The organism is Streptomyces sp. NPDC093984 (assembly GCF_044764595.1).
Classification (GTDB): Bacteria; Actinomycetota; Actinomycetes; order Streptomycetales; family Streptomycetaceae; genus Streptomyces; species Streptomyces cynarae.
Window position 1 is genome coordinate 700,955 of record NZ_JBIWIM010000001.1, and the last position, 14,333, is coordinate 715,287.

General features: G+C 70.9%; 16 protein-coding genes. 9 read left to right on the plus strand and 7 right to left on the minus strand.

The features are described 5' to 3' along the window. Positions 1-221: 221 nt before the first annotated feature. Positions 222-1,196 (plus strand): acyl-ACP desaturase, encoded by a 975-nt coding sequence (locus ACIRC0_RS03290; RefSeq protein ID WP_403610529.1) that lies wholly within the window; start codon positions 222-224, stop codon positions 1,194-1,196. A 209-nt stretch (positions 1,197-1,405) separates the two neighbouring features. After that, positions 1,406-1,873, plus strand: a complete 468-nt coding sequence (locus ACIRC0_RS03295) for a hypothetical protein (protein ID WP_403610532.1) — start codon at positions 1,406-1,408, stop codon at positions 1,871-1,873. A 34-nt stretch (positions 1,874-1,907) separates the two neighbouring features. Here ACIRC0_RS03295 and ACIRC0_RS03300 read toward each other — a convergent pair whose 3' ends face one another. Then, entirely contained in the window at positions 1,908-2,123 is a 216-nt protein-coding gene (locus tag ACIRC0_RS03300) for a hypothetical protein (RefSeq protein WP_181139054.1), read from the minus strand. Positions 2,124-2,176: 53 nt separating this feature from the next. Then, complete coding sequence (locus ACIRC0_RS03305; RefSeq protein WP_403610534.1) at positions 2,177-2,467, minus strand: WhiB family transcriptional regulator; 291 nt, start codon at positions 2,465-2,467, stop codon at positions 2,177-2,179. Between the two features lie 335 nt (positions 2,468-2,802). On the opposite strand from ACIRC0_RS03305, the gene ACIRC0_RS03310 reads away from it, so the two are divergent. Together ACIRC0_RS03310 and ACIRC0_RS03315 are read left to right on the plus strand one after the other, a co-directional pair. Further along, on the plus strand, positions 2,803-3,603 hold the full coding sequence (locus tag ACIRC0_RS03310; RefSeq protein WP_403610536.1) for a VOC family protein: 801 nt from the start codon (positions 2,803-2,805) through the stop codon (positions 3,601-3,603). Between the two features lie 206 nt (positions 3,604-3,809). Next, the gene (locus tag ACIRC0_RS03315; RefSeq protein WP_403610539.1) at positions 3,810-5,030 is read left to right on the plus strand and encodes a glycoside hydrolase family 64 protein; all 1,221 of its coding nucleotides are present in this window, start codon (positions 3,810-3,812) and stop codon (positions 5,028-5,030) included. 8 nt (positions 5,031-5,038) lie between these two features. Here the strand turns inward: ACIRC0_RS03315 and ACIRC0_RS03320 are convergent, their stop codons facing one another. The 3 genes from ACIRC0_RS03320 to ligD all read right to left on the minus strand — a co-directional run bounded on the left by ACIRC0_RS03320 (position 5,039) and on the right by ligD (position 8,370). Beyond that, positions 5,039-6,076: a LacI family DNA-binding transcriptional regulator gene (locus ACIRC0_RS03320; RefSeq protein ID WP_403610542.1), complete on the minus strand. Its 1,038-nt coding sequence runs from the start codon at positions 6,074-6,076 to the stop codon at positions 5,039-5,041. Positions 6,077-6,147: 71 nt separating this feature from the next. Further along, on the minus strand, positions 6,148-7,095 hold the full coding sequence (locus tag ACIRC0_RS03325) for a multicopper oxidase domain-containing protein (protein ID WP_403610545.1): 948 nt from the start codon (positions 7,093-7,095) through the stop codon (positions 6,148-6,150). A 228-nt stretch (positions 7,096-7,323) separates the two neighbouring features. After that, positions 7,324-8,370, minus strand: a complete 1,047-nt coding sequence (ligD, locus tag ACIRC0_RS03330) for a non-homologous end-joining DNA ligase (RefSeq protein WP_403610547.1) — start codon at positions 8,368-8,370, stop codon at positions 7,324-7,326. 75 nt (positions 8,371-8,445) lie between these two features. On the opposite strand from ligD, the gene ACIRC0_RS03335 reads away from it, so the two are divergent. Beyond that, entirely contained in the window at positions 8,446-9,516 is a 1,071-nt protein-coding gene (locus tag ACIRC0_RS03335) for an ATP-dependent DNA ligase (RefSeq protein ID WP_403610549.1), read from the plus strand. A gap of 184 nt (positions 9,517-9,700) precedes the next feature. Here the strand turns inward: ACIRC0_RS03335 and ACIRC0_RS03340 are convergent, their stop codons facing one another. Together ACIRC0_RS03340 and ACIRC0_RS03345 are read right to left on the minus strand one after the other, a co-directional pair. Next, a complete protein-coding gene (locus ACIRC0_RS03340) occupies positions 9,701-10,033 on the minus strand; it encodes a hypothetical protein (protein ID WP_403610552.1) in 333 nt (110 codons plus the stop codon). 187 nt (positions 10,034-10,220) lie between these two features. After that, complete coding sequence (locus tag ACIRC0_RS03345) at positions 10,221-10,685, minus strand: MarR family winged helix-turn-helix transcriptional regulator (protein WP_200420374.1); 465 nt, start codon at positions 10,683-10,685, stop codon at positions 10,221-10,223. 224 nt (positions 10,686-10,909) lie between these two features. On the opposite strand from ACIRC0_RS03345, the gene ACIRC0_RS03350 reads away from it, so the two are divergent. Genes ACIRC0_RS03350 through pcaH form a run of 4 tightly spaced genes read left to right on the plus strand, consistent with a single transcriptional unit; the run spans position 10,910 to position 14,328 of the window. After that, a complete protein-coding gene (locus ACIRC0_RS03350) occupies positions 10,910-11,692 on the plus strand; it encodes a CoA transferase subunit A (RefSeq protein WP_403610554.1) in 783 nt (260 codons plus the stop codon). Then, a complete protein-coding gene (locus ACIRC0_RS03355; RefSeq protein ID WP_403610556.1) occupies positions 11,692-12,336 on the plus strand; it encodes a CoA transferase subunit B in 645 nt (214 codons plus the stop codon). The genes ACIRC0_RS03350 and ACIRC0_RS03355 overlap by 1 nt, the downstream gene beginning before the upstream one ends. After that, positions 12,333-13,535 carry a thiolase family protein gene (locus ACIRC0_RS03360; protein WP_403610558.1) on the plus strand — a complete coding sequence of 401 codons (1,203 nt, stop codon included), beginning with the start codon at positions 12,333-12,335 and terminating at the stop codon, positions 13,533-13,535. Before ACIRC0_RS03355 ends, ACIRC0_RS03360 begins: the two co-directional genes overlap by 4 nt. Positions 13,536-13,554: 19 nt before the next feature. After that, on the plus strand, positions 13,555-14,328 hold the full coding sequence (gene pcaH, locus ACIRC0_RS03365; protein ID WP_403610560.1) for a protocatechuate 3,4-dioxygenase subunit beta: 774 nt from the start codon (positions 13,555-13,557) through the stop codon (positions 14,326-14,328). Positions 14,329-14,333: the final 5 nt, after the last annotated feature.

Genomic DNA, 14,333 nt, shown 5'->3' on the forward strand with positions numbered 1-14,333 from the left:
CCGTCGTCCCCCTTCGTCCTCGTGGACCTCGCGTCGGCGGGGACTTTCCGTATACCGGACAGAGCCTCCCCCCTTGGGGTCTTCCGGGCGTATGGGCAGGGTATTTACAGCGCGCTTAACCTACGGATTCGTAACCTACGTATTCGTAGCCTACGATCCCGTAAGTTCCGGCACCGCTCGCCGGCTGCAACGCTGTTCTTCCCCGTCTCCCTGGAGGTCCTGTGACGATCACCTCTCCCCACCTTGGCAGCTCCTCCGTCTGGACCGATGCGCGGCTGCTGTACGCCCTGGAGGAAGTGGTCGAGAACGAGCTGAACCGGCATCTGAAGATCGCCAAGGACTGGATGCCGCACGAGTACGTCCCCTGGGGCGACGGCCGCAACTTCCCGGGCTTCTTCGAGGACGGCGTGGCCTGGGAGAAGGAGCAGTCGAAGGTCACCGACATCGGCCGGATCGCGCTGGTCGTCAACCTTCTGACGGAGGACAACCTCCCCAGCTACCACCACGAGATCGCCACGCTGTTCGGCCGCGACGGCGCGTGGGGCACCTGGGTGCACCGCTGGACGGCGGAAGAGGGCCGGCACGGCATCGTGATGCGGGACTACCTGCTCGCCTCCCGCGCGGTCGACCCTGACCAGCTGGAACGTTTCCGCATGGCGCACATGAGCGAGGGCTTCGAGTCGGACAACCGGCACTCGATGCTGCACTCCGTCGCCTACGTCGCCTTCCAGGAGCTGGCCACCCGCATTTCGCACCGCAACACCGGCCATCAGTCCGGCGACCCGGTCTGCGACCGGATGCTGGCCCGCATCGCCACCGACGAGAACCTGCACATGGTGTTCTACCGGAACCTGCTGAAGGCCGCGTTCGAGCTCGCGCCCGACCTGACCATGCAGGCGGTGCGGGACGTCGTGGTGGGCTTCCGCATGCCCGGCCACGGCATCCCCGGCTTCGAGCGTGCCGCCGCGCAGATGGCGATCGGCGAGGTCTACAACCTGCGCATCCACCACGACGACGTACTCCAGCCGGTGCTCCGCTTCCTGAAGGTCCTGCAGATCGACGGCCTGGGCCCCGAAGGCCTCCGGGCTCAGGAGGAACTCGGCCTGTTCATGGACGGCCTCGACAGCGAGGCCACGCGGTTCGACGAGAAGCTGGCCGCCCGCAAGGCCAGGATGGCCGCCAGGGCCGAGGCGTAACCGCGTCGGGTGCCCGCATCCGAGTCCGTATCCGGCTCCGGAGCCGTATCCGCCGCAAACGCCACGTCGCGCCACCCTGTTCGCCGCACTGAAGCATCCCTCAGGATGCATATGCCGGGCGGACGTCCGCAGGGGGCAACCCGCCCGGCCTGTCCCTGTCGTACGCCTGGTCGGGCCGCTCGGGCCGGGTGGCGCCCCTGGAGCGGGTCATGACGAATGCGATGTGGATGCGAGGCGTCCAGTGGCTGGCCGCCGCCGCACCGGACCCGCACGCCTGCGCACAGCAGTGGGAGCGGGGCGACGGCACGGTGCTGCTGGAGGCCGGACACCACTGGGACGTGGTGAGCGTTCCGCGCCGGCTGGGGCTGCTCGCCCTGGACATTCTGTGGGACGACCCGCTGCGGACACCCGGACCGACGCTGGTGGACTCGGCGGCGCTCAGGGTGGGCTTCCTCGTGCCGCCGGATCCGCCCGGTCACTGGACCGGCGCCGGGGTCCGCCATGCGAGCCGGGGTGCCTGGGTCGCCGTGCCCCCGCCGTACCGGCCCGCCGGTTCCCTGGAGTGGATCGTCCCGCCCGACGGAAGCGGGCTGCTGCATTCCCCTGTCGTCCTGCGTCGGGCGCTGCGCCGGGCGGGCGAGACGCTCGCCGTGCTGGCAACCGTCAGCGAGGACTGACCCCGGGCCAGCCCCGGTCGCGGGGGTCCAGGTCCTAGGCGGCTTCGTAGTGGTGGGCGTCCGCGCCTCGCCACTTCACCCACGCCGGATCGTCGAGCAGGTCCTCGGCGTCGGGCAGCCCGGCCCGGCCGAGGAACTCGATCACGTCCTCGTCGGAGAACGCCACCCCCAGGCTCTCTCCGCGCGCGGTCACCCGGCGGCCGCCGGTGCCCGACGGCGGATGAACGATGACAGGAGCCCGTCCGGACATGTCTCCAGCATCGTCCCGGGCGTCCGGCCGCGCATCCGGACGGGTGAGTCCTCTCAGCTGCCGTCCGGCGTCCGCCTCATCTGCAGCCGCTCCTTCTCGGACAGCCCGCCCCAGACGCCGAACCGTTCGTCGTGGGTGAGCGCGTATTCGAGACACGCGGCACGGCTCTGGCACAGCCCGCAGATACGCTTCGCCTCCCGCACCGAACTGCCCGGCTCGGGGAAGAAGAAATCGCCCCCCGTCTGCGCACAGAGCGCCTGGTCCTGCCAGGGGGTGTCGGACGCGATGATCGCTTCGATGTGCATGGCCGAGATCGTGCCGCGCGGCGAAAAACGTTCGATCAACGCGTGATCAACGGCGGACCGGCCCTCCCCCGGGCCCACCGCGACCGGGGGCGACGCCCCACGACCTCGCAGGGCTCGACTCGTGCGGCACGACGTCGTGGCGCACGACCTCGTGAGCTCACGGCCCGGTACGGCTCCCCTCCTCGTACGGCCCCCGATGATGTCCTCGCCGCACGGCGCCGCGCACGGCGGCGCGCCGAGAAAACCGTGACGAGAGCGCACCCTGCCGATACAAACCGTCACAGGAAGCCGCCGCGTCATTCCGGCGGCGATTGTCAGTGGGGGGTGGAAGACTCGGCAGAGCAGGCACCGGGAACCCTCGAAGGAGGGCAGAGATGCTCACCACCCGTTTCGTCAACGGCGCTCCGAACTGGCTCGACATCGGCACCCCGGACATCGACGGCGCCAACGCCTTCTACGGCGGTCTCTTCGGCTGGCAGTTCGAGTCGGCGGGCCCCGACGCCGGCGGCTACGGCTTCTTCCAACTGTCCGGCAGGACCGCGGCCGGCGGTATGCAGACCACCCCGGAGCAGGGGCCGCCGTCCTGGACCGTCTACTTCCAGAGTGCCGACGCGGAGGCCACCACCAAGGCGACCGAGCAGTCCGGGGGCAGCGTGCTCATGCGGCCCATGGACGTGATGGGTGAGGGCCACATGGCCGTCCTCGCCGATACGGCCGGCGTGCCGTTCGGCATCTGGCAACCGGGCCGCACCAAGGGCATCGAGGTGGCCGGCGACCCGGGCTCGCTGTGCTGGGTCGAGCTGTACACGCCGGACATCGCCCGCGCCGCCGCGTTCTACCGCCAGGTGCTCGGCTGGGAGACCGAGGGCGTCCCCTTCCCCGGCGGCACGTACACGTGCATCAACCCGGAGGGCGGCGGCCGGGACGACATGTTCGGCGGCCTGGTCCCGCTGGCCGACGACCCCACGGAAGCGGAGGCCGGTGCGCACTTCCTGCCGTACTTCGAGGTCACGGACACGGACGCCACGGTGAGCCAGGCGCAGGAGCTGGGCGGCAGCGTCCTGAGGCCCGCGACGGACATCGAAGGGGTGGGCCGTATCGCCCGGCTCGCCGACCCGTACGGAGCCCGCTTCGCGGTGATCAAGAGCGCACCGCCGCAGCCGCAGCAGAGCTGACGCCGGTCGGTTCCGGGCGCGGTGCCGCAGTCCTGTTCGCACGCACCGCGGCCCCCTTCCTTCCGCCCCAAAGGCGGTCCCCACACTGTCACTTCTTGAACGCGAAAAATTCTTGAGAGCGCTCTCAGTCATAACCCTTGACGCTTCAACTCCTCCTGGGAACAGTGGGAACACTCCTCCTCCCCCCACATCCCAGGAGCCCCCTCGTGATATCGCGCCGAGCGTTTCTGTCCGCGGCCACCGCGGCCGCCACCTCCCCCGCCTGGTCGGCCGCCCTCGCCCCCACCACCGCCCAGGCAGCCCCGGCCACCTGCCAACTCGCCCTCCGCAACGCCTCGTTGCCGGGGACGGTCCGGGCATACGTCACGGGACACGAGCAGTCGACCGGAAACTGGATGCTCCTGCGCGCCGACGGCAGCGTCTACCGGCCGGGCTCCCCCTCCGCGCCGCACACGCCGCTCCCCGTCGACTGTGCGATCCCCCTGGGCCCCGCGGGCTCGCCCCCCACCGTGCTGACGCTTCCCCAGATGTACGGTGCCAGGATCTACTTCGTGCGGAACGCTACCCTCGACTTCTTCCTCAACCCGGGCCCGGCCCTGGTGGAGCCCGCCTTCGCCACCCCCGCCGACCCCAACTACGGCAAGACCTGGTCGTTCTGCGAGTTCACCTTCAACTCGGCGCAGCTGTACGCGAACATAAGCTATGTCGACCTGGTGACCGCCCTCCCGATCGGACTCACCCTGGAAGGGGACGCCACCCACACCGTCGCACCGCTCCCCGACGGCGCCGTGGACAGGATCGCCTCGGCCCTTTCGGCCCAGGCCGCGAAGGACGGGCAGCCCTGGGACAAGCTGGTGATCCACGGCTCGGACGGCAAGGTGCTACGGGCCGTCTCCCCACAGAACCTGATGGCGCCGTACTTCGGCCAACCCGACCGGATGCCCTTCCGCGACCTGTGGACCGCCTACATCGACCAGGTCTGGGCGAAGTACCGCGCCACGGACCTGAGGATCGACCTCCAGGGCGGCCGGGGCGTGTTCACCGGCCGGGTCACCGGTGACACGCTCACCTTCACGGGCGGGCACACCTTCTCCAAGCCCACTTCCAGGGACGTCTTCACCTGCGACCACGGGCCGTTCGCCAACAACCCGGGGGATCCGGACGACAGGAAGGCCCTCCTCGCGCGTCTCGCCGCCGGCTTCAACCGCTCGCTGATGCTCACCCACCCGTACCAGCCGAACGGCCTGACCAGCGCCGACTACTACCAGGGCGCGGTGACCAACCACTGGGCGCGCGTCGTGCACGCGAACTCGCCGATCGGGTACGCGTTCCCGTACGACGACGTGCGTCCGGACGGTCAGCCGGACGTGTCGGGGGCGGCGTACGACGGCAACCCACGCCGGTTCACGGTGACGGTCGGTTCATGACCGTGCCGTCACGCCGACGCGCGGCGGATCAGCGTCGTCGGCAGTACCACGCTCGACGGCGCGCCGCCCACACCCGGCTCGCCACCGCGCCCGTCGAGGCCGCGGAGCAGGAGCCGGGCCATCAAACGGCCCATCTCCTCGATGTCCTGGCGGACCGTCGTCAGCGGCGGGTCGGTCTGTTCGGCGACCGGCAGCATGTCGTCGAAGCCGATGACGGCGACGTCGTCGGGCACCCGGCGGCCCTCGGCGCGCAGCACCCGCAGGGCGCCCGAGGCGCTCAGGTCGTTGGCGGCGAACACGGCGTCCAGGTCCGGGCAGCGGCCCAGCAGTTCCCGCATCGCCCGTTCGCCGCCCGCCGGAGTGAAGTCCCCCTCCACGACGAGCCCCGGGTCGGCGTCGACCATCACGTCGCGGAACCCGTCGAGCCGGTCCACTGCGGACGTCTGGTCGAGGGCGCCGGTGATGTGCGCGATGCGGCGGCGGCCGAGCCCCACGAGATGGCGCACGGCCTCGCGGGCACCGCCGCGGTTGTCGCTGTCGACGTAGACGGCGCTGCGGGTGCCGTCGCCCCAGCCCGGCCGCCCGCCGAAAACGGTGGGCACCCCGGCCCGTTGCACCAGCTCGGGCAGCGGGTCGTCGAGGTGCAGTGAGAAGACGAGCGCGCCGTCGACGTGCCCGCCTGCGAGATAGCGGCCGACCCGGGCGTGGTCGGCGCGGCCCTCCGTCAGCAGCAGGACGAGCTGGGAGTCGTGGGCCGTCAGTTCCTTGCTGATGCCGCGCAGTTGCAGGGCGAAGAAGGGGTCGGCGAAGACCCGGGTCTCCGGCTCGGCGATCACGACGGCGACCGCGTCGTGCCGCTTGGTGACCAGGCTGCGCGCGGCCTGGTTCGGCACGTACCCGAGTTCCTCCACGGCGCGGCGCACCCGCTCGACGAGAGGTTCGCGCACTCCGTCGCCGCCGTTGACGACGCGGGACACCGTCGCCCGGGAGACCCCGGCCCGGGCAGCCACGGCCTCCAGCGTGGGGCGCGGCGCGGTCTCGGTCACGTGGGGCTCCTCCTCGGCGGTTGCCGATCAGGATAGCCCCGGCCGCCCTGCTGCTGAGAGCGCTCCCAGGTCTAGTGCTTGTGCGACGAATCGTCGTATTCGGGGATCCTTCCGTCGTCTCCCCGCACGAGGAACAGCCCGGCCATCCCCTTGTCGGAGTGTCTTTGGACGTGGCAGTGGTACATCCACGCGCCCGCGCCGCCCGACTCTCCCGCGATGACCTGGAAGCCGAAGGAGACACCGGGACCGACGACCCTGGTGTCGATGAGCGGGCTCGAGTCCTCGGGACCGGCGAGCAGTCCGGTGCGGTTGTCCGCCCACCGGTGACCGTGCAGGTGGAACGTGTGGAAGTCGTCCCCGTGCGTGATCATCACGAACTCGACGCGCTCCCCCACGACGGCCTCGAAGGTGGGTCCGGAGTGCCCCTTGCCGTTGTTGATCGACGTCTCGTTGAACACGAGGGTGTGCGTGGTGTCGGGGAGGATGTCGCCCTGACGGCGCACGATCAGGGCCCCGAACAGGCCCGCGCGTACGCCACCGGTGCCGTGCGAGGTGCCGATGGCATGGTCGTGGTAGTGCCAGTAGCCCGCGCTGCCCTCCCGATAGGTGCCGTCCTTGCGGCGGCCGGGGGCGTGTGTCTTCCACACGTAGGTGTGTTTGCGGCCCGGTTTCACGAGACTTCCGGTGAGCTTCGTTCCGTCGTTGCCGATCGTGTAGTCCACCCCGTGCACATGCAGGCCCGTCGAGACGTCCAGCCGGTTCTCGAACTCGATGTACAGCGTGTCACCCTCGACCGCCTCGATCACCGGACCGGGGATCGTCGCCTTCTTGCCTACGAGGCCGTAGCCCATCCGTCCCTTACCGAGCTCCGCGGCGAACAGTTTGATGTGCCTCTCCTTGCCACCGGCGGGCGCCGTCCGCGGCCCACCGTCCGCGAAGGCCTCCGGAGCGAGTGACAACGATGTCGCGACGGCCGCGCCGCCGATCAGCATGCGCCGGTTGAAGCTGCGTCTGTCCATGCGGAACTCCCCATCCTCGTACGCAATTCATGGAGAAGAGCCGCTGGGCGTACTTACAACGGATCGGTAGCGGCACAGCGCGAGCTTATCCGCACAAAAGACAGATTCTTCGTATTGACGACATACCGACATATAAGTGTCGTGGGGCTGAGTGTCGTGGGGCGGGTGACGTCCGCGCGGGTCAGGGGACGTCAGAACAGGTCGGGTCACCGGGGACGTCAGAACACGTCAGGAGGCGGCCGGACCCTCGGGGGTCTCCGGCTTCCGCTCCCGCCGTGCCCTGCTCGGCTGCACGCGCTTCGGTTCGCCCGGCATCTTCGGGTACTCCGGCGGATAGGGCAGATCGCCGAGCCCGTGGTCGTGTTCGTCGCGGCGGGCGAGTTCGAGGAGCGCCTCGAGAGAGAAGGCGTGGTCGTCCATGTCCGCGTGGACGTCACCCAGCTCGGCGAACCGGCGGGGCATGGTCGCGAGGTCGAAGTCGCGGGGCTCCGCGTCGTCGACCTCCTCCCAGCGCAGTGGCGCCGACACCGGGGCGTGGGGCCTCGGGCGTACCGAGTAGGCGGAGGCGACGGTGCGGTCGCGGGCGGTCTGGTTGTAGTCCAGGAAGATCTTCTCGCCCCGCTCCTCCTTCCACCAGGCGATGGTCACGTGCTCGGGCATCCGCCGCTCCATCTCGCGCCCGACGGCGATCGCGGCGCGGCGCACCTGGGTGAAGGTCCAGCGGGGCTCGATGGGTACGAAGACGTGCAGGCCGCGGCCGCCGGAGGTCTTGGGCCAGCCGCGCAGCCCGCCGTACTCGTCGAGGACGGCGCGCAGTTCATGGGCGGCACGCACCGCGTCGGCGTAGTCGGTGCCGGGCTGCGGGTCGAGGTCGATGCGCAGTTCGTCGGGGCGGTCGACGTCTGCGCGGCGTACCGGCCACGGATGGAAGGTGAGCGTGCCGTACTGCGCGGCCCAGACGACGGCGCCGGCCTCGGTCGGGCACATTTCGTCGGCGCTGCGGCCGCTGGGGAAGGTGATGTGCGCGGTGGGGATCCAGTCGGGCATGCTCTTGGGCGCCCGCTTCTGGAAGAACCACTCGCCGGTCACCCCGTCCGGGTAGCGCTCCAGGGTGGTGGGCCGGTCGCGGAGGGCGCGCAGGATGCCGGGCCCGACGGCCATGTAGTACTGCGCGAGGTCGAGCTTGGTGAAGCCGCGCTCCGGGAAGAAGACCTTGTCCGGGTTGGACAGCCGTACCGTCCGGCCCGCCACCTCCAGCTCCACCGCATCGCCCATGCGAGCCACGGTAGGCGCCCGCCCCCCTCCTCGCACACCGGGCGAACCGCCTCGCCGGGCAGCAGAATCGAAGGCATGGACCTGCCGGTGATGCCCCCCGTGAAGCCGATGCTCGCCAAACCCGTGGCGGCGATCCCGCCGGACATGCAGTACGAGGCGAAGTGGGACGGCTTCAGGGCCATCGTGTTCCGCGACGGCGTGGAGGTCGAGCTGGGCAGCCGTACGGGCAAGCCGCTGACCAGGTATTTTCCCGAGCTGGTGGAGGCTCTGCGGGAGCGGCTGCCCGAGCGGTGCGTGGTGGACGGGGAGATCGTGATCGCGCGGGAGGGCCGCCTGGACTTCGACGCGCTGACGGAACGGATCCATCCGGCGGACTCGCGGGTGCGGATGCTGGCGCAGAAGACCCCGGCGTCGTTGGTGGTGTTCGATCTGCTGGCGCTGGACGACGACTCGCTGCTCGACGTTCCGCTGGGTCAGCGGCGCGCCCTGCTGGAGCGGGCGCTGTCGGGAGTGCGGCCGCCCGTCCACCTGGCGCCGGCGACGACGGACCGCGCGGTGGCCGAGCAGTGGTTCGAGCAGTACGAGGGCGCGGGCCTGGACGGGGTGATCGCCAAGCCGCTCTCCCTGCCCTACCGTCCGGACGAACGCGTGATGTTCAAGGTCAAGCACGAGCGCACGGCGGATGTCGTGGTGGCGGGCTACCGCTTCCACAAGAGCGGCCCGGTCGTGGGGTCGCTGCTGCTCGGGCTGTACGACGACCGGGGCGCGCTCCAGCACGTGGGGGTGTCGGCCGCGTTCCCGATGAAGCAGCGGGAGCGGCTGGTGGAGGAGCTGGAGCCGCTGCGGATGGACGATGTCGCCGGGCATCCCTGGGCGGCCTGGTCGGACGAGGAGGCGCACGAGACGGCCCGGTTGCCTGGGGCGCCGAGCCGCTGGTCGGGGAAGAAGGACCTGTCGTGGGTGCCGCTGCGGCCGGAGCGGGTGGCGGAGGTGGCGTACGACCACATGGAGAACGGCGAGCGCTTCCGGCACACGGCGCGCTTCCGCCGCTGGCGCCCGGACCGCGCCCCCGAGAGCTGTACGTACGCGCAGTTGCAGGAACCGGTGCGCTACGACCTCGCGGAGATCCTCGGCATCCCGGACTGACCCGCGGCGGACACCGACCCTCCGGCGGACGGCACTCGGCGGACTTGCCTGGTCGCGGGTGCGGGTGACAATGCCGGCCGGGGGGCGGGTGCGGGTGACGACCGCCGACCGGGGACGAATGCGAACCACGACCACCGACGGGGGCGGATGACGCCCACCCGGGGCGTGAGGGGCTGTCCGGGGTCTACGCCCTGCGAGCCAGTCGGCGTTCGATCGCCGCTCCCGCGTCCCGGCGGTCGGGGGCGAGCGCCTGGCGGGCGTCCTCGGGCGAGCCGAACCCCAGAGCGGCCGCGATCGCCTCCCAGGCGACGCCGCCCGCGAGCAGCGCCTCCACCGCGGCACCGACGGCGACGCCCGCCTCATGGCGGGCCCGGTCCAGTTCGGTGAGGGTGCGCAGCAGGTCGGGAGCCGTCGCGGCGTCCGCGAGGCCGCTCTGGGCCGCGTGCCGTGCCTGGTCGGCGGTGACCCACCAGTCCGCGGAGGTGTGCGGGGAACGGGTGGCGAGGGTCCGGTCCACGGTGGTGCCGCCTTCCTTCGCGGATACGCGTCTGGGGTGCCGCGGGGCAGCCCAGTCTAGGTCCGTCGATCCGGAATGCGGCGGTCGCCGTCCGCTGAACGGACCAGCGGGCCGCCCCGGGTCCGCCCTCCGAGCGGCGGACCGGCCCACGTTTCTCCGCCGACCTCCGGCTCCTCGGAATGCGGGGTCAGGCCTTGGCCGCGAGGGGTTCCGCCGGGTTGCGCAGGTCCTCGGCGGCGTCCGCGACACGCCGGATGAGGTCGAGGAAGAGGGTCTGTTCCTCGGGGGTGAGCGGGGCCAGGAAGACCTGGTTCATCCGGGCCGTGCGCACGGTCAGCTTGCGGTGCGTCCGCACACCGTCCTCCGTCAGGCGCAGCAGGAAGCGGCGGCCGTCCTGCGGGTCGCGGACCTTGTCGAGGAGGCCGCGCCGGCCCAGCCGGCTGATCACCTCGGCGATCGTGGACCGGTCGAGGCCCACCCGCTCCCCCACGGTGCGCTGGTCGAGGCCCGGCTCGGCGACGAGCGCGTTCAGGACCGCGAACTGCGGCGAGGTGATCTCCTCCGAGACCATCGTGTTCCACAGCAGGTAGTGCGCCTGCTGCAGCCGCCGGGCCAGGTGCCCGGGGTGGGCGGAGAGATCCACCGCGGCCATGAGTGCTCCTCAGGGTCCGTCCGTCATGCTTCGGTCATTCCATCGGTGCACTGAACAATACCGTCTGCATCCCACCTCGGCCCACGGTACTCATCTGCTGATTCCGCTGGACTCTTGACGACTCAAGCGTCGGGTGGCAGCGTGAGCGAGACCTCGTAGAAATAGTCAGTGTGCTGAGCAATTCGGCGGTCCTCGTGGTTTCGAAGACGGATGGGGCTTGACGGATGGACAAGGTGGTCGCCACGGCCCTGGATGCGGTGGCCGACGTGCCGGACGGCGCGTCGCTGGCGGTGGGCGGGTTCGGGCTGAGCGGTGTGCCGAACGCGTTGATCCAGGCGCTGCACGAGCGCGGGGTCAGCGGCCTGAGCGTCGTCTCCAACAACTGCGGGGCGATGGAGTCCGGTCTCGCGGTGCTGCTGGCCGCCGGGCGGATCGCCCGGGTGACCGGCTCCTACATCGGGGGGAACAAGGAGTTCGCCCGCCAGTACCTGGCCGGTGAGATCGAGGTCGAGATGATCCCGCAGGGCACGCTGGCCGAGCGGCTGCGGGCGGGCGGGGCCGGGATTCCCGCGTTCTACACCCCGGCGGGTGTGGGGACGCAGGTCGCCGAGGGCGGGCTGCCGTGGCGCTACGACGGGCAGGGCGGGGTCGCTCTGGCCTCCTCGCCCAAGGAGGTGCGGGAGTTCGACGGCACCGAGTACGTGCTGGAGCGCGGCATCCGCACCGACTTCGCGCTGGTGCGGGCGGCGAAGGGCGACCGGCACGGGAACCTCGTCTTCAACAAGTCCTCCCGCAACTTCAACCCCCTGGCGGCCATGGCCGGCAGCGTGACGATCGCCGAGGTGGAGGAGCTGGTGGAGCCGGGAGAGATCGAACCGGACGCCGTGCATCTGCCGGGGATCTTCGTGCAGCGGGTCGTCGCGCTCACGCCCGAGCAGGCCGCGGACAAGAAGATCGAGCGGCGCACGGTCTCCGCGCCCGAGGCACGAGGGACGGTGAGTGCGTGATGGCGTGGACGCGTGAGGAGATGGCGGCCCGCGCGGCGCGCGAGCTGAGGGACGGTCAGTACGTCAACCTCGGCATCGGACTGCCGACCCTGATCCCCAACCACCTGCCCGAGGGCGTGGAGGTGATCCTGGAGTCGGAGAACGGCATCCTGGGCACCGGCCCCTACCCCACCGAGGAGGAGGTCGACCCGGACCTGATCAACGCGGGCAAGGAGACGGTCACGGTCCTGCCCGGCGCCGCCTTCTTCGACTCGGCTCTGTCGTTCTCCATGATCCGCGGCGGGCACATCGACGTCGCCGTGCTGGGCGCCATGCAGGTCTCGGCGAAGGGCGACCTGGCGAACTGGGCGATCCCCGGAAAGCTGATCACGGGTATCGGCGGGGCGATGGACCTGGTGCACGGCGCCCGCACCGTCATCGTCGTGATGACCCACACCGCCAAGGACGGCAGCCCGAAGATCCTGAAGGAGTGCGCGCTGCCGCTGACCGGCAAGGCCTGCGTCGACCGGATCATCACCGACCTCGGCGTCCTCGACGTCACCGACGAGGGGCTGGTCCTCGTCGAGACCGCGCCCGACGTGAGTGTCGAGGAGATCACCGCCAAGACCGACGCCCCGCTGACCGTCGCGGAGGAACGCCAGTGAAGACCGTCTACATCGTCGACGCGGTCCGCACCCCGATCGGCCGCTACAACGGCGGCCTCGCGGGCGTCCGCCCGGACGACCTGGCCGCCCACGCCATCCGCGAACTGCTGGCCCGTACGCCCGACCTGGATCCGTCCCGGATCGAGGACGTCTACTTCGGCAACGCCAACGGCGCGGGCGAGGAGAACCGCAACGTCGCCCGCATGGCCGCCCTGCTGGCCGGTCTGCCCACCTCCGTGCCCGGCGTCACCGTCAACCGGCTGTGCGCCTCCGGCCTGGAGGCCGTGATCCAGGCCGCCCGCGCCATCGCCGTCGGGGACGCCTCCATCGCGCTGGCGGGTGGCGTGGAGTCCATGACCCGCGCCCCCTATGTGCTGCCCAAGAGCGACAAGCCGTTCCCGGCCGCCCACACGGAGCTGTACTCCACCACGCTGGGCTGGCGCATGGTGAATCCGAAGATGGACCCGCAGTGGACCATCCCCCTCGGTGAGAGCGCCGAGCTGATCGCGGACAAACACAAGATCAGCCGCGAGCAGCAGGACGAGTTCGCCCTGCACAGCCACCAGAAGGCGGCCGGCGCACAGCGGCAAGGCCACTTCGACGCCGAGCTCGCCCCCGTCACCCTCCCGCAGCGCAAGGGCGACCCGGTCGTCTTCGCCACCGACGAGTGCGTACGCCCTGACGCCTCCCTCACCGCGATGGCCCGGCTCAAGCCGTCCTTCCGTGCGGAGAACGGGACGGTGACCGCGGGCAACGCCTCCCCGCTCAACGACGGCGCCGCCGCCCTGCTCCTGACCGACGACGATGGTCTGCGGGCCGTCGGCCGCGAGCCCCTGGCCCGGGTCTCGGCGACCGGCGTGTCGGCCATCGACCCGCAGTACTTCGGCCTCGCCCCCGTCGAGGCGGTGGGCCGCGCCCTGGCCAAGGCGGGCAGGAGCTTCGACGACCTGTCGGTCCTCGAACTCAACGAGGCCTTCGCCGCCCAGGTCCTCGGATGCCTCGCCGAATGGCCCGAGTTCGACCCGGCGATCCTCAACCCGCAGGGCGGCGCCATCGCCCTCGGCCACCCGCTCGGCGCCTCCGGGGCCCGTCTCGCCGGCACCGTCGCCCACCAGCTCGCCCGCCGCGGCTCCGGCACCGGCGTCGCCACCCTGTGCATCGGCGTCGGCCAGGGTCTCGCCCTCGTCCTCGAACGCTAAGGAAGCGTTAGGAACCCCCATGGCTCTCACACAGCAGGACATCGACCTCGAGATCGCGGCCGAGCACGCCGCCTACGAGAAGCGCGTCGCCGACGGCGGGGCCGTCGAGCACCACCCGCGCCGCGACTACGCGCCCTACCGCTCCTCGGTGCTGCGCCACCCGAAGCAGCCGCCGGTCACCATCGACGTGAGCAAGGACCCGGAGCTGGTGGAGCTGTCCTCCCCGGCCTTCGGCGAGCGGGACATCACCGAGATCGACAACGACCTCACCCGGCACCACCGGGGCGAGCCCATCGGGGAGCGGATCACCGTCTCGGGCCGTCTCCTCGACCGCGGCGGACGTCCGATCCGCGGCCAGCTCATCGAGATATGGCAGGCGAACGCGGCCGGCCGGTACGCGCACCAGCGCGAGCAGCACGACGCGCCGCTCGACCCGAACTTCACGGGCGTCGGCCGCACCCTCACGGACGACGACGGCTTCTACCGCTTCACCACCATCCAGCCGGGCCCGTACCCGTGGCGCAATCACGTCAACGCCTGGCGGCCGGCCCACATCCACTTCTCGCTCTTCGGCACGGCGTTCACGCAGCGGCTCGTGACGCAGATGTACTTCCCGAACGACCCGCTGTTTGCCTACGACCCGATCCTGCAGTCCGTGACGGACGACGCCGCCCGGCAGCGGCTGGTCGCGACGTACGACCACAGCCTGTCGGTGCCGGAGTTCTCGCTCGGCTACCACTGGGACATCGTGCTCGACGGCCCGCACGCCACCTGGATCGAGGAAGGACGCTGACCTGC